At 71.9% G+C, this 24,540-nt stretch carries 27 protein-coding genes; 18 read left to right on the top strand and 9 right to left on the bottom strand.

Annotated elements, in window-relative coordinates:
- Positions 1 to 17: 17 nt before the first annotated feature.
- Positions 18 to 770, bottom strand: coding sequence for a DedA family protein (locus R0145_RS08220; protein ID WP_317839880.1), 753 nt, complete (start codon positions 768 to 770; stop codon positions 18 to 20).
- A 93-nt stretch (positions 771 to 863) separates the two neighbouring features.
- Here R0145_RS08220 and R0145_RS08215 point away from each other — a divergent pair, with 93 nt between their 5' ends.
- Positions 864 to 1,247, top strand: a complete 384-nt coding sequence (locus tag R0145_RS08215; protein ID WP_317840189.1) for an FKBP-type peptidyl-prolyl cis-trans isomerase — start codon at positions 864 to 866, stop codon at positions 1,245 to 1,247.
- A gap of 63 nt (positions 1,248 to 1,310) precedes the next feature.
- Positions 1,311 to 2,453, top strand: coding sequence for a hypothetical protein (locus R0145_RS08210; RefSeq protein ID WP_317839878.1), 1,143 nt, complete (start codon positions 1,311 to 1,313; stop codon positions 2,451 to 2,453).
- Between the two features lie 68 nt (positions 2,454 to 2,521).
- Here the strand turns inward: R0145_RS08210 and R0145_RS08205 are convergent, their stop codons facing one another.
- Positions 2,522 to 3,256 carry a glutamine amidotransferase gene (locus tag R0145_RS08205; protein ID WP_317839877.1) on the bottom strand — a complete coding sequence of 245 codons (735 nt, stop codon included), beginning with the start codon at positions 3,254 to 3,256 and terminating at the stop codon, positions 2,522 to 2,524.
- 189 nt (positions 3,257 to 3,445) lie between these two features.
- Between R0145_RS08205 and R0145_RS08200 the strand changes: the two genes are divergently transcribed.
- From R0145_RS08200 to R0145_RS08185, 4 genes are all read left to right on the top strand, one after another.
- Positions 3,446 to 4,153: a hypothetical protein gene (locus R0145_RS08200; protein WP_317839876.1), complete on the top strand. Its 708-nt coding sequence runs from the start codon at positions 3,446 to 3,448 to the stop codon at positions 4,151 to 4,153.
- Positions 4,150 to 5,223 (top strand): hypothetical protein, encoded by a 1,074-nt coding sequence (locus R0145_RS08195; RefSeq protein ID WP_317839875.1) that lies wholly within the window; start codon positions 4,150 to 4,152, stop codon positions 5,221 to 5,223. Before R0145_RS08200 ends, R0145_RS08195 begins: the two co-directional genes overlap by 4 nt.
- Before the next feature lie 97 nt (positions 5,224 to 5,320).
- Positions 5,321 to 7,018 (top strand): glutamine--tRNA ligase/YqeY domain fusion protein, encoded by a 1,698-nt coding sequence (locus R0145_RS08190; RefSeq protein ID WP_317839874.1) that lies wholly within the window; start codon positions 5,321 to 5,323, stop codon positions 7,016 to 7,018.
- Positions 7,019 to 7,189: 171 nt separating this feature from the next.
- The gene (locus R0145_RS08185) at positions 7,190 to 8,242 is read left to right on the top strand and encodes a zinc-dependent alcohol dehydrogenase family protein (RefSeq protein WP_317839873.1); all 1,053 of its coding nucleotides are present in this window, start codon (positions 7,190 to 7,192) and stop codon (positions 8,240 to 8,242) included.
- A gap of 1 nt (position 8,243) precedes the next feature.
- On the opposite strand, the gene R0145_RS08180 is transcribed toward R0145_RS08185, so the two are convergent.
- Positions 8,244 to 8,744: a DUF309 domain-containing protein gene (locus R0145_RS08180; protein WP_317839872.1), complete on the bottom strand. Its 501-nt coding sequence runs from the start codon at positions 8,742 to 8,744 to the stop codon at positions 8,244 to 8,246.
- A 37-nt stretch (positions 8,745 to 8,781) separates the two neighbouring features.
- Here R0145_RS08180 and R0145_RS08175 point away from each other — a divergent pair, with 37 nt between their 5' ends.
- From R0145_RS08175 to R0145_RS08145, 7 genes are all read left to right on the top strand, one after another.
- On the top strand, positions 8,782 to 9,453 hold the full coding sequence (locus tag R0145_RS08175) for a TetR/AcrR family transcriptional regulator (RefSeq protein WP_317839871.1): 672 nt from the start codon (positions 8,782 to 8,784) through the stop codon (positions 9,451 to 9,453).
- 119 nt (positions 9,454 to 9,572) lie between these two features.
- Positions 9,573 to 10,778: an HlyD family efflux transporter periplasmic adaptor subunit gene (locus tag R0145_RS08170; RefSeq protein ID WP_317839870.1), complete on the top strand. Its 1,206-nt coding sequence runs from the start codon at positions 9,573 to 9,575 to the stop codon at positions 10,776 to 10,778.
- Positions 10,779 to 10,781: 3 nt separating this feature from the next.
- Positions 10,782 to 11,570, top strand: a complete 789-nt coding sequence (locus tag R0145_RS08165; protein ID WP_317839869.1) for an HlyD family secretion protein — start codon at positions 10,782 to 10,784, stop codon at positions 11,568 to 11,570.
- Positions 11,567 to 12,517: an ABC transporter ATP-binding protein gene (locus R0145_RS08160; protein ID WP_317839868.1), complete on the top strand. Its 951-nt coding sequence runs from the start codon at positions 11,567 to 11,569 to the stop codon at positions 12,515 to 12,517. Before R0145_RS08165 ends, R0145_RS08160 begins: the two co-directional genes overlap by 4 nt.
- Entirely contained in the window at positions 12,514 to 13,662 is a 1,149-nt protein-coding gene (locus tag R0145_RS08155) for an ABC transporter permease (RefSeq protein ID WP_317839867.1), read from the top strand. The genes R0145_RS08160 and R0145_RS08155 overlap by 4 nt, the downstream gene beginning before the upstream one ends.
- Entirely contained in the window at positions 13,659 to 14,783 is a 1,125-nt protein-coding gene (locus R0145_RS08150) for an ABC transporter permease (RefSeq protein ID WP_317839866.1), read from the top strand. Before R0145_RS08155 ends, R0145_RS08150 begins: the two co-directional genes overlap by 4 nt.
- Positions 14,784 to 14,790: 7 nt before the next feature.
- Positions 14,791 to 15,753, top strand: coding sequence for an ABC transporter ATP-binding protein (locus R0145_RS08145; protein ID WP_317839865.1), 963 nt, complete (start codon positions 14,791 to 14,793; stop codon positions 15,751 to 15,753).
- Positions 15,754 to 15,825: 72 nt separating this feature from the next.
- Here R0145_RS08145 and R0145_RS08140 read toward each other — a convergent pair whose 3' ends face one another.
- Complete coding sequence (locus R0145_RS08140) at positions 15,826 to 16,266, bottom strand: aromatic ring-opening dioxygenase LigA (RefSeq protein ID WP_317839864.1); 441 nt, start codon at positions 16,264 to 16,266, stop codon at positions 15,826 to 15,828.
- An 83-nt stretch (positions 16,267 to 16,349) separates the two neighbouring features.
- Entirely contained in the window at positions 16,350 to 16,802 is a 453-nt protein-coding gene (gene arfB, locus R0145_RS08135) for an alternative ribosome rescue aminoacyl-tRNA hydrolase ArfB (protein ID WP_317839863.1), read from the bottom strand.
- 84 nt (positions 16,803 to 16,886) lie between these two features.
- Between arfB and R0145_RS08130 the strand changes: the two genes are divergently transcribed.
- Positions 16,887 to 17,351: a hypothetical protein gene (locus tag R0145_RS08130; protein ID WP_317839862.1), complete on the top strand. Its 465-nt coding sequence runs from the start codon at positions 16,887 to 16,889 to the stop codon at positions 17,349 to 17,351.
- Positions 17,352 to 17,361: 10 nt separating this feature from the next.
- On the opposite strand, the gene R0145_RS08125 is transcribed toward R0145_RS08130, so the two are convergent.
- Positions 17,362 to 17,697 (bottom strand): YnfA family protein, encoded by a 336-nt coding sequence (locus tag R0145_RS08125; RefSeq protein WP_317839861.1) that lies wholly within the window; start codon positions 17,695 to 17,697, stop codon positions 17,362 to 17,364.
- A gap of 224 nt (positions 17,698 to 17,921) precedes the next feature.
- On the opposite strand from R0145_RS08125, the gene R0145_RS08120 reads away from it, so the two are divergent.
- On the top strand, positions 17,922 to 19,241 hold the full coding sequence (locus R0145_RS08120) for a chloride channel protein (RefSeq protein ID WP_317839860.1): 1,320 nt from the start codon (positions 17,922 to 17,924) through the stop codon (positions 19,239 to 19,241).
- A gap of 49 nt (positions 19,242 to 19,290) precedes the next feature.
- Here R0145_RS08120 and R0145_RS08115 read toward each other — a convergent pair whose 3' ends face one another.
- Entirely contained in the window at positions 19,291 to 19,803 is a 513-nt protein-coding gene (locus R0145_RS08115; protein ID WP_317840188.1) for an aldehyde dehydrogenase family protein, read from the bottom strand.
- Between R0145_RS08115 and R0145_RS08110 the strand changes: the two genes are divergently transcribed.
- Complete coding sequence (locus tag R0145_RS08110; protein WP_317839859.1) at positions 19,802 to 20,257, top strand: DUF1810 domain-containing protein; 456 nt, start codon at positions 19,802 to 19,804, stop codon at positions 20,255 to 20,257. The genes R0145_RS08115 and R0145_RS08110 overlap by 2 nt on opposite strands.
- Before the next feature lie 42 nt (positions 20,258 to 20,299).
- Here R0145_RS08110 and R0145_RS08105 read toward each other — a convergent pair whose 3' ends face one another.
- Both R0145_RS08105 and R0145_RS08100 read right to left on the bottom strand, forming a co-directional pair.
- Positions 20,300 to 20,866 carry a hypothetical protein gene (locus R0145_RS08105; RefSeq protein ID WP_317839858.1) on the bottom strand — a complete coding sequence of 189 codons (567 nt, stop codon included), beginning with the start codon at positions 20,864 to 20,866 and terminating at the stop codon, positions 20,300 to 20,302.
- A 139-nt stretch (positions 20,867 to 21,005) separates the two neighbouring features.
- Entirely contained in the window at positions 21,006 to 22,445 is a 1,440-nt protein-coding gene (locus R0145_RS08100; protein WP_411742088.1) for an amino acid permease, read from the bottom strand.
- A 110-nt stretch (positions 22,446 to 22,555) separates the two neighbouring features.
- Here R0145_RS08100 and R0145_RS08095 point away from each other — a divergent pair, with 110 nt between their 5' ends.
- Both R0145_RS08095 and R0145_RS08090 read left to right on the top strand, forming a co-directional pair.
- Positions 22,556 to 22,840: a DUF4342 domain-containing protein gene (locus tag R0145_RS08095; protein WP_317839856.1), complete on the top strand. Its 285-nt coding sequence runs from the start codon at positions 22,556 to 22,558 to the stop codon at positions 22,838 to 22,840.
- A 74-nt stretch (positions 22,841 to 22,914) separates the two neighbouring features.
- Positions 22,915 to 24,402, top strand: coding sequence for an MFS transporter (locus tag R0145_RS08090; RefSeq protein WP_317839855.1), 1,488 nt, complete (start codon positions 22,915 to 22,917; stop codon positions 24,400 to 24,402).
- The last annotated feature ends 138 nt before the right edge of the window (positions 24,403 to 24,540 follow it).

Below are 24,540 nucleotides of genomic sequence, written 5' to 3'. Positions count from 1 at the left end.
CGGGTGGCGCCTGTTCGTCACGTCTCGGCCTCCCCCTGGGCCCCGGTGTCCCCGTCGCCCCGGGTCTCCGCATCCGTCGGGCTCTCCGGATCCGACGTGTCCGCGGCCTCGATATGCCCGCCGTCGGTCTCCGCGGGCCTGTCACCGTCCGTCCCGGCACCCTGTGCGGGCGAACCGCGCAGCACCGTCCGCCGCAGCAGCCAGTCGATGATCGGCCCGAGCAGCATCCCCGCACCGATCGCCACCAGGATCCCGACCAGCGGGTTGTCCCGGAACCAGGCGCCGGCCAGGGTGCCGACGAGCACGCAGTACAGCGCCCACAGCGAGGAGCTCGCGACCACCACCTTCATGTAGCGGCGGCGCGAGTAGCCGACGACCCCGCAGACCAGGTTGATGACGATCCGGACGCCGGGGATGAACCGGCCGACGACGATGAAGGTGGCGCCCCGGCGGAAGAGTTCCTGGCGGGTCCAGGCGAACGGGCCGGCGATCCTGGGGCGGCGCCACAGGGAACTGCCGGACAGCCAGCGGGACCGGCCGATCGAGTAGGCGATGTTGTCACCGCACCAGGCAGCGCCGGCCGCGACCAGGAACAGCACCGGGAGCAGGCCGCGATGGCCGTTCACCAACAGTGAGGCCATCGAGATCACCACCGACTCGCTCGGCACCGCAGGGATCAACGCGTCGCCGAGGATCAGGACCACCAGCAGGGCGTACGCCCACACCGAGGTCGTCGCGCCGAGGATGAACTCGGTGATCTGGTGCAGCATGCGCCTGCTTTCGGTGGGGGCCGGGACTCCCTCCAGTCTTCCACGCCCGGCGGACGGAGCGGTCGGCGCCGGTAGGGTCGGGGCATGACCGAGATGCAGAACGCCAAACCCGACGTCGAACTCCCGCCGGGCCCGCCCCCGGCCAACCTGGAGATCAAGGACATCGTCGTGGGCGACGGCGCCGCGGCCGCGAAGGGCGACGCCGTCCGGGTGCACTACGTCGGGGTGGCACTCAGCACCGGCCGGGAGTTCGATTCCTCCTGGGAGCGCGGCGAGCCGCTCTCGTTCACCCTCGGCGGGCGACAGGTGATCCGTGGCTGGGACATGGGCGTGAAGGGGATGCGCGTCGGCGGCCGACGCCGCCTGGTCATCCCGGCCTTCCTCGGCTACGGCGACCGTGGCGCCGGGCCGGAGATCCGTCCCGGCGAGACCCTGGTGTTCGTCTGCGACCTGGTCGGGATCGACGCGCAGGACTGAGGCGGCCACCGCCTACCCTGGGGGACAGGGCATCGCGCCCTGACCCCGAGACCGGAGGACCCCGTGGAGATCGCCCTGATCGTCTTCGCCGTGATGGCCGCCGTGCTGGTGATCGGGGGCATCGGGTGGCTCGGCATCGTGGCGCACCGGGCCCGGGTCACCGCCGTGGCCCGCCGGGCCCTGACGATCGGTCAGACGACCACCACCCCGGCAGAGGTGCTCTGGCGGGCCCGGGAACTGAGTGAGTCACCGCACGTCCGGGCGATCGCCGCGCCGGAGATCACCTCCGCCGACGAGGCGGTGCTGGCGATCCAGGAGACGGTGGCCGCTCTTCCCCCCGCCCATCGGGAGGAGGCCCGGCAGACCCGGGCCGATCTCGACATCGCCCGGGCGGCCCGTTCCTCGGCGACCCAGGGTCTGGAGCAGGCCCGCGAGGGCGACACCCGCCAGCTCGCCGCGGACGTCTCACAGGGGCTGCTGACCGGCCTGTCCCGGACGGCGCTGCCGGGACACCCGGCGATCGCCGGAGCACTGGAGTCCGGCCGGTCGGCGGCCGCCGACCGGGACCGGGCCCAGGCCGACGAGTTCGCCAGCGCCGCGTCCCAGGCCGTCGACCGCTTCCTCGGCCACGTGCCCGGCCTCGCCTCGCTCGGGATGGACCCGGGCAAGATCGCCGGCGCCGTCGGATCGCGGCTGGGCTCGGTGGCCCGCGACCTGATCGGCAGCTTCGGCGGCCCGGCGGCCATCACCAGCGGCCCGGCGGGCCCGCAGAGCCGGCGGCTGCTCGACGCGATGGACGACCTCGGCCAGCAGGTCTCGCCGGCCTACCTGCACCAGCTGGTCGGCAGCAGCGAGGACGCCCTGCAGAGCGTCACCGCCAGCCTGGTGCGCTTCGAGCGCGAGTTCCGGCCGGCCTCCCGCCGGGAGCGCTGGCGCCGCGCGTACTGGCCGAGTGTCGGCGATGTGGTGGCCGAGGAGGCACTCCGACACGGGCGGCGGGTGCTGGTCGAGGAGAACGAGACCCACCGGGCGCTGGTCGAGGCCGTCCGGTCCCTGGAGGAGGCCGAGGCACGGGTGCGCGGCACTGCGTGGGCACTGGTCCAGCGGGAGGTGCCGCCGGGCACCTTCGTCGGCCCGGACCTGTCGGTGTACGCCGAGCGGCTCGAGTCCTATCTCGACGAGACCGGCCGGCGCCGGCAGCGCTGAGGCAGCCCCTCCGGCGGCATCCGGATCACCCGGTCGCGGCAGGTGGCTCCGGCCCGGCCGGTCGGCCGTCAGTCCCGGGCGTAGATCCGGAAGAAGTTGCGCAGCAACCGGCGGGGGTGCGGGACGGGGGAGCGCCGGGCCAGGTCCTTCAGCCCCTCGGACTCGTGCGGGTGGAAGTAGCCGTTGTGCTTGTACTCCTCGATCCGCCGGGTCAGCCCGTCCGCGTCCAGCTCGGGATGGAACTGGGTGGCGTAGAGGTTCTGCTTGATCCGGAACATCTGCACCGGGCACGGATCGGAGGTCGCCAGCAGCACCGCACCCGGCGGCAGCTCCCGGACCGCCTCCTTGTGACCCACGAAGGCATCGAACCGGGCCGGCAGCCCGGCACAGACCGGGTCCTTGCGGCCGGCCAGGGTGAGTTCGACGGCCACCGGCCCGACCGCCTCGCCGTACGTACGGTCCACCGCCGCCCCCTCGTGGGTGCCGAGCGTACCGACCCCGTAGCAGGCACCGAGGAAGGGGAAGTCCTGGTCGACCACCGCGTCCATCACCCGGGCGAGCAGGGCCTCGACCTCCCGTTGCAGCGCCGACTTGCTCTCCGCCGGGTCGGAGGAGTTGAACGGACTGCCGCCCAGCACGATCCCGGACCAGGCGTCCAGGTCGAGCTCCCCGAGCGGCTCGCGGTCGACGCGGATCCGCACCAGTTGGTCGGTCTCCAGCCCGCCGAGACGCCGGAAGGCTTCGAACTCGTCATCAGCGATGGCGTCCTCGGCGCGGGTTGCCAACAAGAGGAAAGGGCGCATGTCGGTAGTCTGCCGCGTCGCTCAACCGGGCGACGGACCACTCCACGGAATGGCACACCCCGGTCACCCTCCGGCCGGATGCCGATCCGGTGCCGGACAGTCCCCGGCACCGGAACCAGCCGGTCACTAGGATGCAGTGGTGCGCTCACGCACGGTGTCGGATGACCGCCGGAAGGAAGGGAGACGGCCATGAAGACGCTCGGTGCGATCCTCTCGCACGCTGCGGCAGGCTGGCTGGACGCCCTCACCCTCCGGCTCGACGTGGCCCAGGCCTCGGCCGGGCCGGTCGGTCACGCGGCGGCGATCCTGGTGGCCATCGGGGCCTGTGTCTCGATCCTGGTCGGCCGCTCGGTCGTGCTCGCGGTGAACCGGATGCGCCGCGGCGGGATGGTGTTCGTGATGGTGCTCAACTTCGTCACCCTGGTGCTGACGTACGCCCTGCTGGGCCTGCTCGTGTGGCTCGCGGGCACCCTGGTGATCGGCGGCCGGGTCCCCGCCGAACAGGTCGTCTGGGCGGTGCTGTGGGCCTGTTCACCCCTGGTGCTGGGCTTCGCGACGGCCATCCCGGTGCTCGGCACCGCGATCGACCGGGCGCTGATGCTGTGGTCGCTGCTGATCCTGTGGAGCATCATCCGCGACCTGTTCGCCACCACGCCGCTGCGCAGCGGGGCGATCGCGCTGGGCACCTTCCTCGCGGTCTGGCTGCTGTCCGCGGTCTACAGCCCGCTGCTGGCCCGGGCGCGTGACCTGCTGTGGCGGCGCGCGACCGGTCGGCCGCTGTACGACTCGTCACGCTACGTGCTGGAGCAGGCCGCGATCGAGGGCAGCGAGGCGGATCTGGACGGCGCGGCCTGGCTGGTCGAGCCGGACCGGGCCCGGCAGAGGGAGCGACGATGATCGGGCACATCCTGCTGGGCGCCCTGCTGGTGTTGATGTTCTTCGCGCTGCTGGCCCCCAACGAGTCGATGCGCTGGTGGGCGACGCAGAGCCGGGCAGAATCGGAACGGCGGTCCGAACGCGTGCACGACCTGATCGCCGCGGAGCGGGGCGGGAAGGACGAGCGGATCAGCTACATCGTCTACATCTCGGGCGTGGGGGCGTTCGAGCCCGAGGCGAGTCTGGCGGGGGAGCGGCCGCTGCTCGACGCGGTGCGCACCAAGCTCGACGGCATCGGCCTGGTGAGCCAGATCTACCCGTACTCGATGACGAACCAGGGCCTGCTGGAGGAGCGGCTGAGCGGCTGGTGGTGGCGGATCGTCCAGCGTCACACGTACGGCGGCCCGATGGCCCCGCTGGCCCGGATCATCATCAACGTCCGGAACGCGCTGCAGGTGGGCGTCTCGCTCGACCGGCGCTACGGGCCGCTCTACTCCCTGGGGATCGCCAACGTGATCTGGGACGAGCTGCTGGATGCCGGCTACCATCCGGCCGACAAGCGGCCGATCGTGCTGCTGTCCTGGAGCGGTGGCGCCCAGATCGCCCTGGGCGCCAGCTGGTACCTCGCGGCGACCGGGGCGCCCGTGCACCTGCTGTCGATCGGCGGGTTCATGGACTCCGACCCCGGACTGGACAAACTGACCCACCTGTGGCACTTCAAGGGCAGCCGGGACTGGGTGCAGGGCGCCGCGGGACTGTTCCCGGGACGCTGGCCGATGAGCCGGAAGAGCTCCTGGAACCGGGCGCTGGCCGACGGCCGGCTGACGATCCGCAGCATCGGTCCGCTGAAGCACCTGGGCCGGGGCAGCTACCTGTCCAACGCGACCGAGCTGGCCGACGGCCGGACCGGGCGGGAGATCACCGTCGAGACGATCTGTACCACCCTGGTCGAGGCGGGACTCGCCACCTGGCGCACCCCGGGGACACCACTCCCGCCGGTCAAGCCGCCGGTGCTGCACGGCCACCCGCGCCGTCTCAGGGCGGCGCTGCCGCTGCGGCGGTCCCGTCGGCGGACCGGCTCCGCGATCTGACGCCGCCTCGGCCGCTCCGGCAGAGAACCGTCCGGCCGGCCCCGGGAAGCCCCCATGGGACCGGGTGCCGGCAGGGCGCCATGGTATTTTGACGGCCATGACCTCCCCCGAGACCGCCTTCCCCAGCAGCGATTTCGTCCGCGATGCGGTGCGTCGCGACAACGAGCAGGGGACGTACGGCGGCCGGGTGCAGACCCGCTTTCCCCCGGAGCCCAACGGCTACCTCCACATCGGCCACGCCAAGGCGATCACGGTCGATTTCGGCGTCGCCGAGGACTTCGGCGGCACCTGTAAGCTCCGCTTCGACGACACCAACCCGGAGACCGAGGACGAGGAGTACGTCGCGTCGATCATCGACGACATCCGCTGGCTCGGCTACACCCCCGAGGAGATCGTCTACGCCTCCGACTACTTCGAGCAGCTGTACGCCTGGGCGGAGCTGCTGGTCGAGCAGGGCCTGGCGTACGTCGACGAACAGGACAGCGAGACCATCTCCGCCCAGCGCGGCGGCTACGGCCACCCGGGCGTGGAGAGCCCGTTCCGGGACACCCCGCCGGAGGAGAACCTCCGCAAACTGCGGGCGATGCGCGCCGGGGAGTACCCGGACGGGTCGCGGGTGCTGCGGGCCAAGATCGACATGCAGCACGAGAACATGCAGCTGCGCGACCCGGTGATGTACCGGATCCGCCGGGGCCACCACCACCGCACCGGGGACGCATGGTGCCTCTACCCGACGTACGACTGGGCGCACGGCCAGAGCGACGCGATCGAGGGGGTCACCCACTCGCTGTGCACGCTGGAGTTCGAGTCCCACCGCCCGCTGTACAACTGGTTCCTCGAGCACCTGCCGCTGCCGGGGGACCAGCCGCGGCAGCTGGAGTTCGCCCGGCTGGAACTGACCCACACCGTCACCTCGAAGCGCCGGCTCGCGAAGTTGGTGCACGACGGCCTGGTCGACGGCTGGGACGACCCGCGGATGCCCACCCTCAGCGGGCTGCGCCGACGCGGCTACCCGGCCGCGGCGATCCGCGACTTCTGCCGCTATGTCGGGGTGAACCGGACCAACAGCCGGCCGAGCATCGAGCTGCTGGAGTCGTTCGTCCGCCGTGAGCTCAACCGCACCGCACAGCGCCGGATGGCGGTGACCCGCCCGCTCCGGCTGGTGATCACCAACTGGCCGACTGCTCCCGACGGCACTCCCGTCGTCGAACACTTCTCGGTCGTCAACAACCCGGAGGACGAGACCGACGGCACCCGCGAGGTGGCCTTCACCGGCGAGCTCTACATCGAGCGGGAGGACTTCGCCGAGGTGCCGCCGCCGAAGTACTTCCGGCTCTCCCCCGGCCGCGAGGTCCGGCTCCGCGGCGCCTACTTCGTCACCGCCACCGACGTGGTGAAGGACGCCGACGGCACCGTGGTCGAGGTGCACTGCACCTACGATCCGCAGACCCGCGGCGGCACCGCCCCGGACGGCCGCAAGGTGAAGTCGACGATGCACTGGGTGTCGGCGGCACACGCGGTGGACGCGACCGCGGTGCTCTACGACCGGTTGTTCTCCGCCGAGGCTCCCGGCGCGGCGACCGGGGAGCCGCTGGACGACCTGAACGCCGACTCGCGTGAGGTGCTGACCGGCTGCAAGGTCGAGGCCGCGCTCGAGCGGACCGCGCCCGGTGAGGTGGTGCAGTTCGAGCGGCTGGGCTATTTCGCCCACGATCCGCGGACGCCGATGCTCTTCCACCGGACGGTCGGACTGCGTGACGAGTGGGCGGCGATCCAGAAGCGTCAGGGCAAGTAGCAGCACCGGGGCGAAGTGGGCCTCCGGCCCGGTGCGCCGCGGATACGCTTGTGATGAGGATCATGACAACGTCCACCTGAACACCCCCTGGGGTATCCTGGTCCCGACGTGGAGTGACCTCACCGCCGGCGGTTCGGCGCCGGCGTCGGCATCTCGCAAAGGAGCGGGACAATGAAAGCACTGGTGTACCACGGGCCGGGCCGGAAGGCGTGGGAGGACGTGCCGGATCCCACCATCCAGGAGCCGTCGGACTGCATCGTCAAGGTCGAGACCACCACGATCTGTGGCACCGACCTGCACATCATGAAGGGTGACGTGCCGGCGGTGACCGACGGACGCATCCTGGGCCACGAGGGCGTCGGCATCATCACCGAGGTCGGTCCCGCAGTCGGCCACTTCGCGGTCGGCGACCGCGTCATCATCTCGTGCATCACGAGCTGCGGGACCTGCAGCTACTGCCGCAAGGGCCTGCCGAGCCACTGCCAGACCGTCGGCGGGATCGGCTGGATCCTCGGCCACCTGATCAACGGCACCCAGGCCGAGTACGTCCGCATCCCGTACGCGGACACCAGCCTCTACCACCTCCCGGAGGGCGTCACCGCCGAGCAGGGACTCTTCGTCTCCGACATCGTGCCCACCGGCTACGAGATCGGCGTCCGGGACGGCGGGGTCAGGCCCGGCGACGTGGTCGCCGTGATCGGCGCCGGCCCGGTCGGGCTGGCAGCGATCATGACCGCCGGCCTGCACGGCGCCTCCCGGGTGATCGCCGTCGACCTGGACGACAACCGGCTGGCCCAGGCCAAGAACGTCTTCGGCGCCACCCACACGGTGAACTCCTCGACACCGGACTGGGAGGACCGGGTGCGGGCCCTCACCGCGGACCGGCTGGGCGTGGACGTGGCGATCGAGGCCGTCGGCCTGACCGAGACCTTCGTCGACGCACTGGCGGTGGTCCGCCCCGGCGGCGCCCTGGCCAATGTCGGCGTGCACGGCAAGCCGGTCGAGCTGCCGATCAACGACCGGTGGATCGACAACATCCGGATCTCGATGGGCCTGGTCAACACGGTGACCGGCGAGATGCTGCTGAAGATGATCGCCGAGGGCAAGCTGCCGGTCGACCGGCTGGCGACCCACCACTTCACCCTCGACCAGATCGACGAGGCGTACGACGCCTTCGGTCACGCGGCTCAGACCAAGGCGCTCAAGGTGGTGATGACGGCCTGAGTCACACCCGCCGCAGCACGGGGACCGGCACCTCACCACCCGGGTCGGCCGCGAGGTGCCGGCACCATGCCGTGAGACCGGCGAGGTCGATCCCGTACGGCCCCATCCCGTACGGTCCCGTCGAGGCGGACGGGCCGGCCGGGGCGGCCGATGTGTACGCCGCCAGGCGTTCCGCGGCCCGGACGGACACCGCCGTCGCGCCCCGGAGGTTCCCGCGGCGCTGATGGGTGAGGGCGACGGCGAGCTGGGCGAGCCCCTGCCACAGATCCCGCCACTGCGGCTCGGCCGCCTTCCACCGGTCCTCCAGGATCTCGTGCGCCTGGAACGGCAGCTCCCGGTCGAAGTAGTCCTGCGCCTCGGCGAGGACCTCGTCAGGGGTGCGCGAATGCTGCGGCACCCGCTCCGCGACATCCTCCAGCCCCCGCGCCCGGGGCCGGCCCAACGCGTCCCGTGGGCGGGCGTTCACCGGCCGCCCCGAGGCGTCACGATCTCGCGTGGTCATACTCCCAGTCTGCCGCGCCCGGACATAAGGTTGAGGCGTGCATGTCCCGAGCCCCGCACCGGCCCCGGTTGCACCGGCGCGCCGGCTCGGCCGACGCCCCGGGAAGCCGGACACACGCCAGGAGATCGTCACCGCGGCGTACGGACTGTTCTGTGGGCTCGGCTACGACGCCACCTCCCTGCGCGCGGTCGCCCGGAAGGCCGAGGTCGACGCCGCACTGGTCCACCACTACTTCGCGGACAAGCGGGCGCTGTTCCTGGCGACGGCGCAGCTCGCCTTCGACCCCGCCCCGGTGATCCGAAAGGTCGCCGGTGCAGGTCGCCAGCAGATCGGGACCCGGCTGGTCAGCACCGCCCTGCAGGCCTGGGACTCACCGTGGGGGGAGGCGATGATCGAGGCCGTACGCCACCGGGTCGAACTGGTGCCGGCCCTCCTGGGCTTCATGAAGGGCCCGATCACGGATGCTGTCCAGCTCGAACTCGGGATGTCCCGGCGGGAGGCAGAGCTCCGTACCGGCCTGGTGGAGGCACAGGTCTCCGGCCTGGCGCAGGTCCGTTACCTGGCCCGGCTCGAGCCTCTCGCCTCGATGCCGCGGGAGACTGTCGTCGCCGTCTACGGGCCGATCCTGGACCACCTCCTGCTGGGCGAGCTGCCGACGGGCCACGGGATGTCATCAGGGCGACCACGCGGCGCCCCGTCCGGTCCGTGACAGTCCGGGATCCGACAGCGACGTTTCGTCGAGCCCTGCGGCCGCGGGGGTGAGGACCATCACCCGACGGTAATTCATCACCGGTTGCCGAGTGTCCCGACCACGAGCAGGGTGGCCCCATGAGGAGATGGACCGTCGGTGCCGCGCTGGGGCTCGTCCCGGTCGCGCTGACGGCCTGCACACCGGCGCCGGCCACGCTCGCGGGGACCGTCCTGGACCAGCCGGTTCTCCTCGTCGCCCCCCAGTTGCCCGTGCCGGCGGTCAACACCGACGCCGGATTCGCTCCCACCGCATCGCCCTCCGCCGCACTGCCCTCCGGGACACCAGCGGTGCCCGTCCCGTCGGCCGCAACTGCGGAGACGACGTACGTCAGGGTCGAGAGCTCCGCACGAACGGGGGACCAGGTGGCCGCCGGCGACGTCGTCGTCCGCCTGGACGACCGCGCCGCGGTGGCTGCGGTGGCCGCGGCACGGGCCGACGCGGACGTCGCCCGAGCGCAGGCGGACGCCCTGGTGGCGCGGGGGAACGACGCCCGCAGCAGACGATCCGACCTCCGGGCCAACCGCGCCGAGGTCGACGCGGCGATCGCCGACCTGACCGCCACCCGCGATCGGCTCGCGGCCCAGCTCGACCGGGCACGCACGGCGGCGGCCGGCCGGACCGACGCCACCCGCTCCGCGCCCGCCGCGGCCTCGGCCCCGTCCGCCGGACCGGTCGCGTCGGGGGCAACCCCCGCGGCGCTGGTCCGCCAACTCGCCACCGCTCTGACCGCCGTCGACACCGGTCTCGCCAACGCGCGCAGCGCCCGAAGCCGCCTCGACAGCGCCGACGCCACCCTCACCGACGCGATCCGTCAGCTGGGCGATGCCGCCGAGCTGGCCCGGCTGGCCGCCGACGGCAGCGATGTCGCCGTTCGTCTCACCGAGGAGCAGGCCGGTCGGACGACCATCACCTCACCGGTCGCCGGCGTCGTCACCACCTCGGTCGCGGCCGGCGACGTGGTGGCGGCGGGCGCGACCCTGGTGGCCGTTCGACCGGACGGGCAGAGCACCGTCACCACCTGGGTCCCCCCGGCAGGCGCTGCGGGGCTCTGCGTCGGCACCGGCGCCACGGTCAGCGCGGACTGGCTGCCCGGGAACCGACACGCCACGGTGACGGCGATCGGCGCCCGGGCCGAGTATCCCGAGACGTCGTACGCCGGGAGCGACGTGCACCTCACCCGGGCGGTCCCGGTCCGGCTGTCCGTCGACGGCGACGCCCTGCCGCCCGGAGCACCGCTCGATCTCACCCTCGACAGTTGTCCCTCCAGCCCGAAGGACCGGTGACCCATGTCCCCCTCGAAACGCCCTCCGAAGGCCCTCATCCCGGTGGTGGTCCTCGTCCTCGTCGCGGCCGGCGTCGGCGGCTGGTTCTGGTGGCAGGCCCGCACCGGGGCCAGCAGTGGCACCACCGCGCTGACGGGCATCGTCGAGTCGACGAGCTATCAGGTGTCGGCACTCACCTCGGCACGGGTCGCGGAGGTGGCGGTGACCGAGGGTGACACCGTCAGGGCCGGGGACGTCCTCGTCCGCCTCGACGACACGGCCCTCGGCCTGCAGGTCGACCAGGCCGATGCCGGGCTGACCGCCGCGAAGGCCGCGGTCCAGCAGGCGGAGCGCGACAACGCGTCTGCCGCCGATCTGGCCGCGGCCCGCGCCCGGCAGAAGCAGGCGGAGGCCGCCGTCTCCCTCGCCCGGACGCAACGCGACAACGCCACCGTGACCGCACCCCACGCCGGGACCGTCTCCGTGGTCGCGACGAACGCCGGCCAGGCCGCCGCGCCGGGGCGGACGCTCGTCACGCTGGTGGACACCACCGATCCGTTCGTGCGGGTGTACCTGCCCGAGCCGAGACTGGGGGAGGCCCATGTCGGCCAGCAGGTGGCGGTCACCTCGGACATCGACACCCTCGTCCGGACGGGCACGGTCACCAGCATCGCCTCCGACCCGGAGTTCAGCCCCAACAACGTCGTGACCAAGGACCAGCGGGTCACCTTGGTCTACCAGGTGCGGGTCCGGATCGACGACACCTCCGGCGCACTCACGGCGGGCCTGCCCGTGGACGTGGCGCTGCGATGACGGGCTCCATCCGGGCCCGGGGCCTGACCCGGCGATTCGGGCCTGTCGTCGCGGTGGACGGCGTGGATCTGGACATCCCCGCCGGCGCGGTGTTCGGCCTGCTCGGTCCCGACGGCGCGGGCAAGTCGACGCTGATCCGGCTGCTGGCGACCGTGCTCGCCCCGGACGACGGTGACGCCACTGTCTGCGGAGCCTCCGTCGTACGTCGCCCGGCCGCCGTCACGCCGCATATCGGCTACATGTCGCAGCAGACGTGCATGTACCCCGACCTCAGTGTCCGGGAGAACCTCGACTTCTTCGCCTCCCTCCGGGGGGTCGGGTCACGTCAGCGCAGGGAGCGGGGCGACCGGCTCCTCGCCCGCATGGGCATGACGGAGTTCGCCGGCCGCGCCTTCGGAAAGCTCTCCGGGGGAATGAAACAGAAGTGCATGCTGGCCTCGACGCTGATGCACGCGCCGGCCCTCCTCCTACTCGACGAGCCCACGACCGGCGTCGACCCGGTGTCCCGCCGCGAGTTCTGGCGGATCCTCTCCGACCTGCATCGCGGCGGCACGACCGTGCTCGTCGCCACCCCGTACATGGACGAGGCGGAGCGGTGCACGGACGTGGCCTTCATGACCGGCGGCCGGCTCGCCACCACGGGCACGCCCGACGAGATCAAGGACCTCGTGCCCGGGACCCTCTGTGAGGTGGCGGCCCCCGCGCCCCGCGACGTGGTCGCCGCGCTGACCGGCCAGCCGGACGTGCTGTCGGCGCACCTGCAGGGGGAGGTGGCACGGGTGCTGCTGGCACCCCGGGAGGCGGCCGACCCGGCGGCCGACCTCGCGGGTCGGCTCCGCGCGCTGGGACTGACCGTCGACGAGGTCAGGACCGTACGTCCCGACATGGAGGCGGCCTTCGCCTTCTTGGCGGAGTCGCCACGCCCTCACCCCGCGGTGTCGCGATGAGGCGGTCACTGGCCCGGATCGGCGCCATCACCGCCAAGGAGTTCCGGCACCTGGTCCGCGATCCGAGGGCCCTGGGGGTCGTCCTCCTGCTGCCGGTGCTCGAGCTCCTCCTCTTCGCCTACGCCATCAGCTTCGATGTGGACCACGTACCGACCGTTGTCCTGGATCAGGACCAGTCCGCGGCCAGCCGCGCATATCTGACCGCCTACAGTTCGTCGGATTTCTTCGACGTCCGCGGCACCGTCTCCGGCCTCGACCAGATCGACGAGCTCTTCCGGCAGAACCGGATCCGGGTCGCGGTCGTCGTTCCACCCGGATTCGGCCGGACCCTCGCGGAGGGCGGCCAGGGCAGGGTGGCCGTTCTCGTCGACGGCGCCGACACCCAGGCCGCCGCGGTGGGCAAGGCGTACGCCACGGCACTGAACGTGCAGTACGGGGCCCGGCTCGCGGCGACCTGGACCGACCGTCAGGGGGGTGGTGCCGCGACCGCCTCCGCCGGCATGTTGGAGCCGCGGATGCGGACCTGGTACAACCCGGAACGGCGCTCCTCGTTGTTCCTCATCCCCGGGCTGGTGGTCGTCATCATCATGATCGTGACCGTCCAGCAGACGGCGACGAGCCTGGTCCGGGAACGCGACCTGCACACCCGCGAGCAGATGCAGGTCAGTCCGCTGCGCCCCGCGGAGCTGACGATCGGCAAGATGCTGCCCTGGACCCTGCTCGCCTTCGTCGACCTGGGCGTGATCGTCGCCCTCGGCCTGGGCGTGTTCGGGGTGCCGTTCCGTGGCAGCGTGCCGGTCTTCGTCCTTGCCTCGACGGTCTTCATCCTCGCCTGTCTGGCGCTGGGGCTGATCGTCTCGGCGGTGAGCCCCTCGTTGGAGACCGCGAACATCCTGGCGTTGGTGATTGCCTTCCTGCCGTCCTTCCTGTTGTCCGGATTCGCCTTCCCGCTCAGCTCCGTCCCCGGGTGGCTGCGTGCCGTCAGCTACCTGTTCCCGGCCCGCTACATGGTGACCATCTCGCACGGGGTCTTCCTCAAGGGCGCCGGGTTCGCCGAGCTCGCGCTCCCACTGGCGCAGTTGAGCGTGTACGCGGTGGTCGCGGCGTCGGTGGCCACGCTGCTGTCCCGACGGAGAGCCCGGTGAGCCCCAAGCGGATCCGGCTGCTGATCTGGAAGGAGTTCAAGCAGCTGCGGCGCGACCCGCTGCTGCTGCGGATCATCTTCGCGATGCCGATCCTCCAGCTCATCATGTTCGGCTATGTCGTCGCCGCCGACGTGACCCACCTGCCCACCGCGGTCGTCGACCTGGACCACAGCGCCGTATCGCGGCAGGTCGAGGACGCGTTCGCCGGTTCCGGCTACTTCGTCATCAGCGCCCATCCGGCGAGCGAGGCCGCCGTCCGCCCGCTGATGGACACCGGGGCCGTCTCCGTCGCGGTCGTGGTCCCGGAGGGTACGGAAGCCGCGCTCACCCGCGGCGAGAGCGCACCGGTCGCGGTGATCGTCGACGGTGCCGACGGCACCACCTCGGGCGTCGCGCTGAGCTACGCGACCCAGATCGTGCAGCAGGTCAACACCCGCCGGCTCGCCGCCGCCGGGGTGGACACGTCGGCGGTCCCCGGGCTGGACGCCCGGGTCAGGGTGCAGTTCAATCCCACGCTGCGCTCCCTGAACACCATGCTGCCGGGCCTGATCGGACTGATCTGCATGATCTCGATCGTGGTGGTGATGAGCCAGGCGGTGGTCAAGGAACGGGAGTCCGGCACCCTGGAGCAGATGTTCGTCACCCCGATCACCCCCGCCGAATACCTCACTGGCAAGACGGTCCCGTACGCCCTGGTCGCGTCCGCCCAGGCGCTGCTGGTCGCGGTCGTCGGCGTGACCTGGTTCAGGGTGCCGTTCAACGGGAGCATCTGGGTGGTGGTCGTCGGGCTGGTGCTGTTCATGCTGACCGTGCTCGGGCTGGGCCTGCTCGTGTCGTTGGTCTCCCGGACCCGGCACCAGGCCCAGCAGACGATCATGTTCCTGATGCTCCCGGCGATGGTGCTCTCGGGTTTCATCTTCCCGCTCGAGTCGATGCCGAGCGTGCTGCTGCCGGTGGCGTACGCCATCCCGCTGACGCACGTCCTCGTCGTGATGCGAGGGGCCTTCGTCCACGGGGCCGGGTTCGGCGACCTGGCCGGGCCGCTGGCGGCACTCGCCGGGTTCGCCGTGGCCGTCTTCGGTGCCGCCCTCGTGGCGGTCAACAGGCGGCTCAAGGGGTAGGGGAGTCATGACACTGTTCCATCGTTCCCGGCCGGCTCCGCCGTCAGGTCCTGCCGACCCCGACGTCGTCGTACGGGTCGAGGGCCTGCAGCGCATGTTCGGCGGATTCACCGCGGTGGACGGGATCACCTTCGACGTACGGCGCGGTGAGGTCTTCGGCTTCCTCGGGCCGAACGGGTCCGGCAAGACCACCACGATCAGGATGCTGACCGGCTCGCTGGCCCCGTCCGCAGGCCGGGCGTGGGTGCTGGGCACCGATGTGGCCCGGCATCCCGAACGCGTCCGTCGCCGGATCGGCTACATGTCCCAGCGGTTCAGCCTGTTCGAGGACCTGACGGTCGAGGAGAACATGCGGTTCTACGCCGGCGTCTACGACCTGTCGAAGGAGACCTACGCGGCCCGCCGGGAGTATGTCCTCGACATGGCGGATCTGCGGGGCAGGGAGGGCGAGCTGGCCCGCAATCTCTCGGTCGGCTGGAGACAGCGGCTGGCCCTCGGGACGGCGACCATCCACCAGCCGGAGCTGTTGTTCCTGGACGAGCCGACCTCGGGGGTCGACCCGGTGGCGCGCCGCCAGTTCTGGGACCTTCTCTACGATCTGGCCGGGCGGGGTGTCACGCTCTTCGTCACGACGCACTACATGGACGAGGCCACCAACTGCACCCGGCTGGCTTTCATGTACCGAGGGGGAGTGGTCGCCGACGCCTCTCCCCGCGAGCTGGTCGGCAGGGCTGCGCCGCTGCTGGAGGTCCGCTGCGCGGACCGGGACCGGGCGTACGCGTGGCTGGAGGCGGCCGCGGACGTCCAGGACGTCTACCTGGCCGGGGCCGCGCTCCACGTCGCCGCAGCGGGGCTGACCGCCCCGCAGCTGGCCTCCCGGCTGGGTGCAGCAGGGCTCGAGGAGGTAACGGTCACGGCGGTGACGCCGACTCTGGAGGACGTCTTCGTCGGACTCGTCACCGGTCGGTGAACACCGGCCGGGCGGGCAGCGGCCGGGGCGGGCACGGGTCCTGGCCGGCCCGGGCCCGGTCCCGACCGAGGATCACTTCCGGTGCGTGGCGCTGGCGGTGGCCCAGCTGAGGACGCCGATGCCCATGGTGAGCGCGGACACGCCGTAGGCGAGCACCGAGGTGAACAGCGAGGCGCGCAGGAAGTTGGCCTGCATCACGGTCTCCCGGGTGCCGGCCAGCTCGGCCGCCCGCTCGGTGTCACCGGCCGCGGTGGCCTCCATCCACTCCTCGCTGATCTCGGCGAAGGTGCGCCCGCCGCCCATGTTCAGCGCGTGCTTCTCGATCACGGCGGCCTGGGCGAAGGCGGTCACCGGGCCGGCGACCGGGCGCCCCTTGAGGTTCGGCGAGTCGGGGTGCACGCCGATCTTCTGGGCCTTGAGCTGCTCGGTGATGACGTACCAGGCGGCACCACCGGCTCCGATCAGGACGGGGCTGGCGAGACGCAGGACCGTACGGGCAAGGGTGTTTCCCATGGGGGACTCCGATCTGGGTTCGGGAAGGCGATCGCTCGCCACCTTAGACGCCCCGGTCTGTGTCTGGGCTGTGTCCGGTGTGGTCAGGACTCCGGCGTCGGCCGGGCACGACCCTGCTTGACCTCGGCGCGGCGGTGCTTGGCCTCCAGCCGCCGGCGGCGTGAGGCTCCGGTCGGTCTCGTCGGGCGCCGGGATGGCGGGGGCGGGGCCAGCGCGGTCCGCAGCAGCCCCGCGAGCCGATCGCGGGCCGCCCTCCGGTTGCGGTGCTGGGAACGGAACTCGGCCGCCTCCACGGTGAGGACCGTGCCGGTGAGCCGACCGGCCAGCCTGTCCAGGGCCCGGTCGAGACGGGCCTCCTCGACCCCGAGCGTGGCGAGATCGGCCAGGTCGAACGCCAGCTGCACCCGGGAGTCGGCGGTGTTGACCCCCTGCCCGCCGGGCCCGGAGGCATGGCTGAACCGCTCCCGGAGCAGATCGGCGGGAATGACCAGCCCGCGGGGCAGGCCCGGTCCGGGCGCGATGACGAGGTCGTCCACACCGACAGTCTGGCCCCTCGGCGACCGGACCGCCCGCTCACCCCCGACCTACCCTGGAGGGAGCGAGCGAGGAGGTGCGTCGTGATGGCCACGGTCTGCTTCGTGGGGACCGACACCGAGGGCATCGCGCAACTGGCGGAGGCGCTGGCCCGCAGCCGCTCCGACGGCGACTACACCACCACCTGCGCGAACGTGGTGGCGTACGACGCGGTGACCTCGCAGGTGCGCGACGCGGTGGCGACGTCGCGGCACCCGGTGCCACTGGCGCCGCCGCGACCGGTGGACCCGGTCGAGCTGGACCAGCACCAGCGCGTCATCGTCCTCGGCTTCCGCAACGCCCAGGGCTTCGTGCCGCTCCCGCCGGGCATCCGGCCGTCGTTCGAGGTGTGGCCGATCGAACCTCCCGAGGAGGACACCGATCCGGGCCGCCGGATGAAGGTGATCCGGAAGAACCTCGAGCACCGGCTCGCCCGTCTGGTGTACGACCTGAAGTCGCCCGAACGGGAGTGCTGCGGCAGCGGGTGCGCCAACTGCGTGCTGGACCGGTGACCGTGGGCTCTCAGCCGGCCCGTGGCGCGTACATGATGATCACCATCCCGGCCAGACAGACCAACGCCCCGGCGATGTCGTAGCGGTCGGGGCGGAAGCCGTCCACCACCATGCCCCAGGTCAGCGAACCGACGACGAAGACACCCCCGTACGCCGCCAGGATCCGGCCGAAGTTCGCGTCCGGCTGGAGGGTCGCGACGAGGCCGTAGACGCCGAGCACCAGCACACCGGCACCGACCCAGACCCAGCCGCGATGTTCCCGGACGCCCTGCCAGACGAGCCAGGCCCCGCCGATCTCGGCGAATGCCGCCACGACGAACAGGATCAGGGAGCGTACAAGGTCCATGGCAGGACCCTACGCCGAGCCCTCCGGCATACGGCGGACCGGCGACCGGCGGACCCCTGACCGCCGCCGATGGCAAGGTGTATGTCACGATGACGTTCGCGGTCATCCATACCGCCGACGGGACCGCGACGGGGGCCGTCGCGGTGGCCCGCGAGTACATCAAGGAGTCCTGACCCGGCCGATGCCCGGAGCGGGCCGACTCCCGACCAGAGAGGCGTGTTCCGATGGCCGGTACCGGCGGCAGTCGTCAGGGCAGGCACCGCCGGATCCTCATCGCCGTGGCCGTCGTGGTGCTCGGCGGGATCGCCGCCGGCCTGGTCGGCGCCGCGATGGTGGCGCTGCTCCACGTCGTCGAGGCGGTGGCGTACGGCCGGCACGGCACCCCGCTGGTCCAGGCGGCCCCACCGCTGCGCCGGATCATCGCCCCGACCGTCGGCGGGATCCTGGCCGGACTCGGCTGGTGGGCGCTGCGCCGGGGCGGTGAGGTGGTGCCACTCGACGCGACCCTGCGGGACCCGGCCCGGCGGATGGGGGTGCTGCGCACCACCGCCGACGCCCTGCTCCAGGTCCTGGTGGTCGGCGCGGGGGCGTCGATCGGGCGTGAGGGTGCGCCGCGCCAGACCGCGGCTGTGCTGGCCCAGCAGATCGGCCGCCGGCTGGGCGTGGAGGCCGACCTGCACCGGACGATCCTGGCGGCCGCCGCCGGCGCGGGCCTGGCCGCCGTCTACAACGTCCCGGTCGCCGGGGCACTGTTCGCCCTCGAGATCCTGCTGGTCCGCTGGTCCCCGCTGACGATCGGCATCACCGCCGCGATGTCGGCGATCGCGACGGTGGTGGCCTGGCCGGTGGTCTCCACTCGGCCGACGTACGCCTTCCCCAGTGCCGTCCCCCAGCTCGACGCGCTCTGCTGGGCGCTGGCCGCCGTGCCGCTGACCGCCCTGCTCGGGCTGGCCTTCGACGCGGTCCGGACTGTCGCCGAGCGCCGGCGGCCCCGGGCGGGGTGGCGGCTGCCGGTGGCGATCGGACTCACCGGGGTGGTGCTCGGCGCGCTGTCCGTCCCGGTGCCCAATCTGCCGGGCAACGGCCAGGAGATCATGCAGACCGCCTTCGCCGGCGGGGGATCGGCGATGGGATTCGCCCTGCTGCTGGTGCTCAAACCGTTGGTCACCGGGCTCTACGTACGCTCCGGCGCAGTCGGCGGGCTGCTCACCCCGGCGCTGGCGACCGGTGCGGCGGCCGGCGGTGCGGCGGCGTGGATCGTCCGGTCCGCGGGCGGTCCGGCCTCGGTGGCGCTGTGGGCACTGATCGGGGCCGCCGGGATGCTCGCCGTCACCCAGCGGGCACCGCTGTTCGCCACGGCGATGGCCTGGGAACTCACCGCCGCACCGCTGTGGACGGTGCCGCTGCTGCTGATGGTGGCGTACGGCGCCCTGGGCAGTGCCCATCTGATCGTCCGGCGGCTCCGGCAGCCCCCGCGACGCGGTCCCGGTCCGGCGGGTCCCGCGCCCCGTCCGGATGCTCCCGCTCCTGGGCCGGGGGACTGACGCCGCCCCGCCCACCACCCGCGGTCCGCGGAGGCCGACCTCCGGTCTCTCAGCGGAGGCGATCCAGCAGACGGATGGCCGGTGTCATCCCGGCGGCGAACGCGGCGGCCGCCCCGCGACGGCCGAGCGGGGGCGCCAGCGGCAACAGCCGCTGGGTGGCGACGGTCTGGCTCTCGGTGAACGCCAGCAGTCCCTCGACACCGTGCCGTCGTCCCAGTCCGGAGGCCTTCCAGCCGCCCATCGGCGCGCCGTGGGAGGCCCAGGCGGCCGTGTACCCCTCGTTGACGTTCACCGAGCCCACCTCCAGCCGGCGGCCCACCGTCTCACCGCGCCCACCGGCGGTCCACACGCTGGCCGACAGACCGAAGTCACTGTCATTGGCCCGGGCGATCGCCTCGTCGAGGTCGGTCACCGGCTGCACCGACACCACCGGGCCGAAGGTCTCGGCACGCGCCATCGTCGCCTCTGCCGGCACATCGGTCAGCACGGTGGGTTCGAAGTACCACGGGGAAGGGAACCAACGCCCGGCGGCACCGGCGTCCGACGGGCAGAATTGACCCATGGCCACCACCGATCCGTACGACCTGGAGCGCTTCGTCCGCGCCCAAGGGGACGGCGTCTACGAACAGGCCCTCGCCGAGTTGCGCGGGGGCCACAAGAGCAGCCACTGGATGTGGTTCGTCTTCCCGCAGGTCGCCGGGCTGGGTCGGAGCGCGACAGCGGAGCGCTACGCGATCTCCGGGCTCGACGAGGCGCGCGCCTATCTCCAGCATCCGATCCTGGAACATCGCCTGCTGGAGACCGGCCGGGCCGTGGCCGACGGTCCGGCCAGCACCGCCGAGCACCTGCTGGGCCGGGTGGACGCGATGAAGCTGCGCTCGTCGATGACCCTCTTCGAAGCGGCCAATCCGGGCGGCCCGGTGTTCCGTCAGGTGCTGGAACGCTATTTCGCCGGGGCGCGCGACCCGAGGACACTGAAGATCCTCGGTCTCACCCACCAGGTCGACCTGCCCTGAGCGTTCGCGTCCTGCTCGGACCGGATCGGACCGGCGGGTCGATCAGCGAGCGGCCCGTAGCATCCGGCGCAGCCCGAGTCCGGTGAGGGTCGCGACCGTGACGGCCATCGCCACTCCCGCCGCGGCGTACGCCACCAACAGGACCGGGACGGGGGTGCTGGTGTCGATGAACGGGGAGGGCAGGAAGGTGAAGACCAGCCCGACCAGCCAGGCGGCCATGTTCAGAGGGATCCACCGCCAGGCCCGCTCGACCGCCCCATGCAGCACGATCCACTGCAGCGCCGGGATCGTCACCAACAGCAGCAGACCGCCGGCGATCACTGCGGCGATGCCCGGACCACTCCAGTCGAGCGGCACGCCCAGATCGGCGAGGGTCGACGGGAGCATCCCGATCATCCAGGCCACTGCCGTCCCCGAGGCGGTGGCGACGATCCAGCCCACCCGGGACACGGCGACCCGACCACGCCGCAGGGCGGCGGACTGGGCGATGCCGAGCACGGGCCCCAGGAAGCCGATGCTCTCGCCGAGGGTCACGTACGCCACCCACCGGCCGAGGTCGAAGGTGGACCCCCGTCCGGTGGGGTCGGCGGTCCCGGACGGATGCTGCATGTCGGCTCCTGCTCGAGGGGTGGATGGCGGCCGAGGGACGGACAGTCTGCCCGACGGCTCAGGGTTCACCCTCTCACAGACGCGCGGGAGCCCGCCGCCCTCCGGAGCGACCCGGCCCAGACGAGTCCGGTAACCCCCGTCAGTCCCGCTCGGGCGCGACATCGCCACTGCCGACGGCCCGGCGCCGTACGATCCGCCAGCCGAGGGCGAGCACCACGAACCACACCGGCGCGACCAGCATCGGCTGACGCGTCTCCGGCCGCAGGGCCAGCAGCACCATGACGAACGCGAAGAAGGCCAGCACCACCCATGACATCGACCGTCCCAGCGGCATCGGGAAATGCGAGGTGGCGTGAGCCTGGGGACGCAGGGCTCGGTAGCGCAGGTAGCTGATCAGGATCAGGCTCCAGATCACGATGAAGAGCACTGCCGCCACCGAGGTGACGACGGTGAAGGCCGCCATCACCGACTCGTTCGCGGTGAGCACCATGGACGCGCCGATCAGCACCACCGAGAGCCAGAGCCCGGTGGCCGGGACGTCCCGTCGGTTGAGCACCCCCAGCCAGCGCGGCGCCATCCCCTTGTGCGCCAGACCGTAGAGCATCCGGGAACTGGAGTAGATCCCCGAGTTGCAGGACGATGCGGCCGACGTCAGCACGACGAAGTTCATCAGACCGGCGGCACCGCCGAAGCCGACCAGGGTGAAGAGGTTCACGAAGGGGGAGGTGCCAGGGTCGACCCGGTCCCACGGGGTGACGACCATGATCGCCGCCAGCGCCAGCACGTAGAACAGGAGCACCCGGACCGGGATGGAGTTGATCGCCTTCGGCAGCGTACGCCGCGGGTCCTGGGCCTCCGCCGCGGTGGCACCGACCAGTTCGATGCCGACGAACGCGAAGACGGCGATCTGGAATCCCGCGAAGAACCCGGGCAGCCCGGTCGGGAACAGGCCGCCGTGGCTCCACAGGTTCGCGATCGAGGTGTGGATGCCGGTCGGCGAGGTGAATCGCAGGACCACCATCGTCGCCCCGACGGCGACCAGCGCCAGGATCGCGGCGACCTTGATCAGCGCGAACCAGAACTCGATCTCGCCGAACAGCCGCACGGTGAGCAGGTTGAGCGCCAGCAGGACGACGAGGGTGAGGACTGTCAGCCCGATGGCGACCGGCAGGTCACCCACCCAGAACTTCCAGTAGCCGGTCACCGCGACGATGTCGGCCATCCCGGTGAACACCCAGCTCAACCAATACGTCCATCCGATGGCGAAGGCCGCCCACGGCCCCAGTAGATCGGCGGCGAAGTCCTGGAACGAGGCGTACTCCAGGTTGTGCAGCAGCAGCTCGCCCATTGCCCGCATGACGAAGAAGAGCATCACGCCGATGATCACGTAGACCAACAGGATCGACGGCCCGGCCAACGAGATGGTCCGTCCCGACCCCATGAACAGGCCGGTGCCGATCGCGCCGCCGATCGCGATCAGCTGGATGTGCCGGTTGGCGAGGTTACGGCGAAGATGCTCGTGGGCCGGCGGATCGGCTTCTTCGGGGGACGTTCGGGTCGGTGCAGACACGACGGCCATCGTACGGTCGGCCCGGTGGGGGCCGGTCCGGGACCACGGCCTGCGGTGTCGACCGTCGATCGGTCCCCGTCCATCTCCCCGGCCGGCCCCGGTCCTGATAGCGTCCCAGCATGGACAGACCCGGACGTACGTTCATCGAACAGATCGAGGTGGCCGGCGACCAGCTGGTCCGGACGATCAAGAAGCTCTATGCGGACGCCGACGCCCGCCGCGTCATCATCCGCACCGCCGAGGGCCGCGAACTGTTGAGCGTCCCGCTCACCCTCGGCCTCGCCGGCGGGGCACTGACCGTCGTCGCGGCGCCGGTCCTGGCGGCCGTCGCCGCCATCGGGGGCACGGTGGCCAGGGTCCACCTCGACATCGAGCGCGAGACCGGGCCCCACGTCGGTGACTGAGCCGGCAGCCGGAACACTGCGGGACCTGCGGGATCGCCCTTGTCGCCGTCGCCCCGGGCGACCGACACTGGACCGTGTCGGACCCCACTGATCACCCCACCCCGGCGCCCCGCCGCCGCACCGGGCGAGGCCGGGTCATCACCCCGTACGCACGCCGGTCCTCCCGCGGCCTGATCACCCTGGCCACGGTCACCCTCGGCTCGGGCATCACGATGCTCGACACCAGCGTGGTCGCCATCGCCCTGCCGACCATCGGGCGTGAGCTCAACAGCTCACTCGGCGGTCTGCAGTGGGTGAACAACGGCCTGATCCTGTCGTTGTCGGCGCTGATCCTCGTCGGCGGCAGCCTGGGGGACCGGCTGGGCCGGCGGCGAGTCTACCTGGTCGGGGTCGTCTGGTTCGCGCTGGCCTCTCTCGGCTGCGCACTGGCTCCGGCCACCGGCTGGCTGGTCGTCGCCCGGGTGCTGCAGGGTGTCGGCGCCGCGCTGCTCACCCCCGGCGCGCTGGCGATCATCCGCAGTTCCTTCCGCGAGGAGGACCAACCTGCGGTGATCGGCACCTGGGCGGGTGTGTCGGGCGTGGCCGTGGCCATTGGCCCGTTCCTCGGTGGCTGGCTCCTCGGCCACTTCTCCTGGCGGTGGATCTTCCTGGTCAACCTCCCGTTGTGCGCCGTGGTCATCTTGGCCGGCCTGGCGGCCGTCCCGGAGAGCCGCGACGAGGAGGCGACCGGACGCTTCGACGTGGCCGGAGCGGGGCTGACCTCGGCGGTGCTGGCCTCGCTGACCTGGCTCCTCATCGACGGCCACCAGTGGCCCCCGGTGCTGGCCGCCACCGTCGCCACGGCGGTCGTGGCCGGGGCGGTGGCCTTCGTCCTGGTCGAGCGCCGCGCGGCGTACCCGCTGGTGCCGCTGACACTCTTCTCCTCGCGGGTCTTCACCTCGGCGAATCTGATGACCTTCCTGGTCTACGGGGCGCTCGGGTCGATCCTGTTCTTCCTGGTGCTCCAACTGCAGAACACCGTCGGCTTCTCCCCGCGCGACTCCGGACTGGCCACCCTGCCGATCACCATCATCCTGATGCTGCTGTCGGCACCGATGTCGACCCTCGCGCAGCGCCTCGGGCCGCGCCGGCCGATGACCGTGGGCCCGATGATCGTCGCCCTGGGCGTGCTGATCCTCTCCCGGGTCGCCGCCGGGTCGGGGTGGGGGAGCGTACTGGTCGGCACCAGCGTGTTCGGGCTCGGACTCGCCGTCCTGGTCTCCCCGCTGACGGCCGCCGTGCTCGGCGCCGCGCCGGAACGCCTCGCCGGCGCGGCCAGCGCGATCAACAACGCGGTGGCGCGGACCGGGAGTCTGCTCGCGATCGCCGCACTGCCCGCGGTGGTGGGACTGTCCGGGGCGGACTACCGCGACGCCGGCCTTCTCACCGCCGGATATCGCCTCGCCACCTACATCACCGCCGCACTGCTGGTCCTGGGCGGACTGGTCAGCTGGTTCGGGCTGCGGGGGACGGGCCCGGCGGCTCGCCCCGAGCCCGGCCCGTCGCAGACTCCGACCGCCTGACACCTGCTGGCGGGCAGCTGTCGCCCGCCGGCGGAACGGCCCTCCGCACCGGTCAGGCCGGCACCTTTCCACCGACTGTAAATCTCGTACACATTCCCATCCGGCGACAGTGAACAGGGTTCACAAAAATTCTCCTGA

Source organism: Raineyella sp. W15-4 (assembly GCF_033170155.1).
In the GTDB taxonomy this organism is placed as follows: domain Bacteria; phylum Actinomycetota; class Actinomycetes; order Propionibacteriales; family Propionibacteriaceae; genus Raineyella.
This window is presented reverse-complemented; position numbering and strand designations above follow the sequence as displayed.

Bases quoted from the DNA above. Each gene is read 5' to 3' on its own strand.
- R0145_RS08220 (WP_317839880.1), bottom strand. From the start codon at position 770: ATGCTGCACCAGATCACCGAGTTCATCCTCGGCGCGACGACCTCGGTG.
- R0145_RS08215 (WP_317840189.1), top strand. From the start codon at position 864: ATGCAGAACGCCAAACCCGACGTCGAACTCCCGCCGGGCCCGCCCCCG.
- R0145_RS08205 (WP_317839877.1), bottom strand. From the start codon at position 3,256: ATGCGCCCTTTCCTCTTGTTGGCAACCCGCGCCGAGGACGCCATCGCT.
- R0145_RS08200 (WP_317839876.1), top strand. From the start codon at position 3,446: ATGAAGACGCTCGGTGCGATCCTCTCGCACGCTGCGGCAGGCTGGCTG.
- R0145_RS08195 (WP_317839875.1), top strand. From the start codon at position 4,150: ATGATCGGGCACATCCTGCTGGGCGCCCTGCTGGTGTTGATGTTCTTC.
- R0145_RS08190 (WP_317839874.1), top strand. From the start codon at position 5,321: ATGACCTCCCCCGAGACCGCCTTCCCCAGCAGCGATTTCGTCCGCGAT.
- R0145_RS08185 (WP_317839873.1), top strand. From the start codon at position 7,190: ATGAAAGCACTGGTGTACCACGGGCCGGGCCGGAAGGCGTGGGAGGAC.
- R0145_RS08180 (WP_317839872.1), bottom strand. From the start codon at position 8,744: ATGACCACGCGAGATCGTGACGCCTCGGGGCGGCCGGTGAACGCCCGC.
- R0145_RS08170 (WP_317839870.1), top strand. From the start codon at position 9,573: ATGAGGAGATGGACCGTCGGTGCCGCGCTGGGGCTCGTCCCGGTCGCG.
- R0145_RS08165 (WP_317839869.1), top strand. From the start codon at position 10,782: ATGTCCCCCTCGAAACGCCCTCCGAAGGCCCTCATCCCGGTGGTGGTC.
- R0145_RS08160 (WP_317839868.1), top strand. From the start codon at position 11,567: ATGACGGGCTCCATCCGGGCCCGGGGCCTGACCCGGCGATTCGGGCCT.
- R0145_RS08155 (WP_317839867.1), top strand. From the start codon at position 12,514: ATGAGGCGGTCACTGGCCCGGATCGGCGCCATCACCGCCAAGGAGTTC.
- R0145_RS08145 (WP_317839865.1), top strand. From the start codon at position 14,791: ATGACACTGTTCCATCGTTCCCGGCCGGCTCCGCCGTCAGGTCCTGCC.
- R0145_RS08140 (WP_317839864.1), bottom strand. From the start codon at position 16,266: ATGGGAAACACCCTTGCCCGTACGGTCCTGCGTCTCGCCAGCCCCGTC.
- R0145_RS08130 (WP_317839862.1), top strand. From the start codon at position 16,887: ATGGCCACGGTCTGCTTCGTGGGGACCGACACCGAGGGCATCGCGCAA.
- R0145_RS08125 (WP_317839861.1), bottom strand. From the start codon at position 17,697: ATGGACCTTGTACGCTCCCTGATCCTGTTCGTCGTGGCGGCATTCGCC.
- R0145_RS08120 (WP_317839860.1), top strand. From the start codon at position 17,922: ATGGCCGGTACCGGCGGCAGTCGTCAGGGCAGGCACCGCCGGATCCTC.
- R0145_RS08110 (WP_317839859.1), top strand. From the start codon at position 19,802: ATGGCCACCACCGATCCGTACGACCTGGAGCGCTTCGTCCGCGCCCAA.
- R0145_RS08115 (WP_317840188.1), bottom strand. From the start codon at position 19,803: ATGGGTCAATTCTGCCCGTCGGACGCCGGTGCCGCCGGGCGTTGGTTC.
- R0145_RS08105 (WP_317839858.1), bottom strand. From the start codon at position 20,866: ATGCAGCATCCGTCCGGGACCGCCGACCCCACCGGACGGGGGTCCACC.
- R0145_RS08100 (WP_411742088.1), bottom strand. From the start codon at position 22,445: ATGGCCGTCGTGTCTGCACCGACCCGAACGTCCCCCGAAGAAGCCGAT.
- R0145_RS08095 (WP_317839856.1), top strand. From the start codon at position 22,556: ATGGACAGACCCGGACGTACGTTCATCGAACAGATCGAGGTGGCCGGC.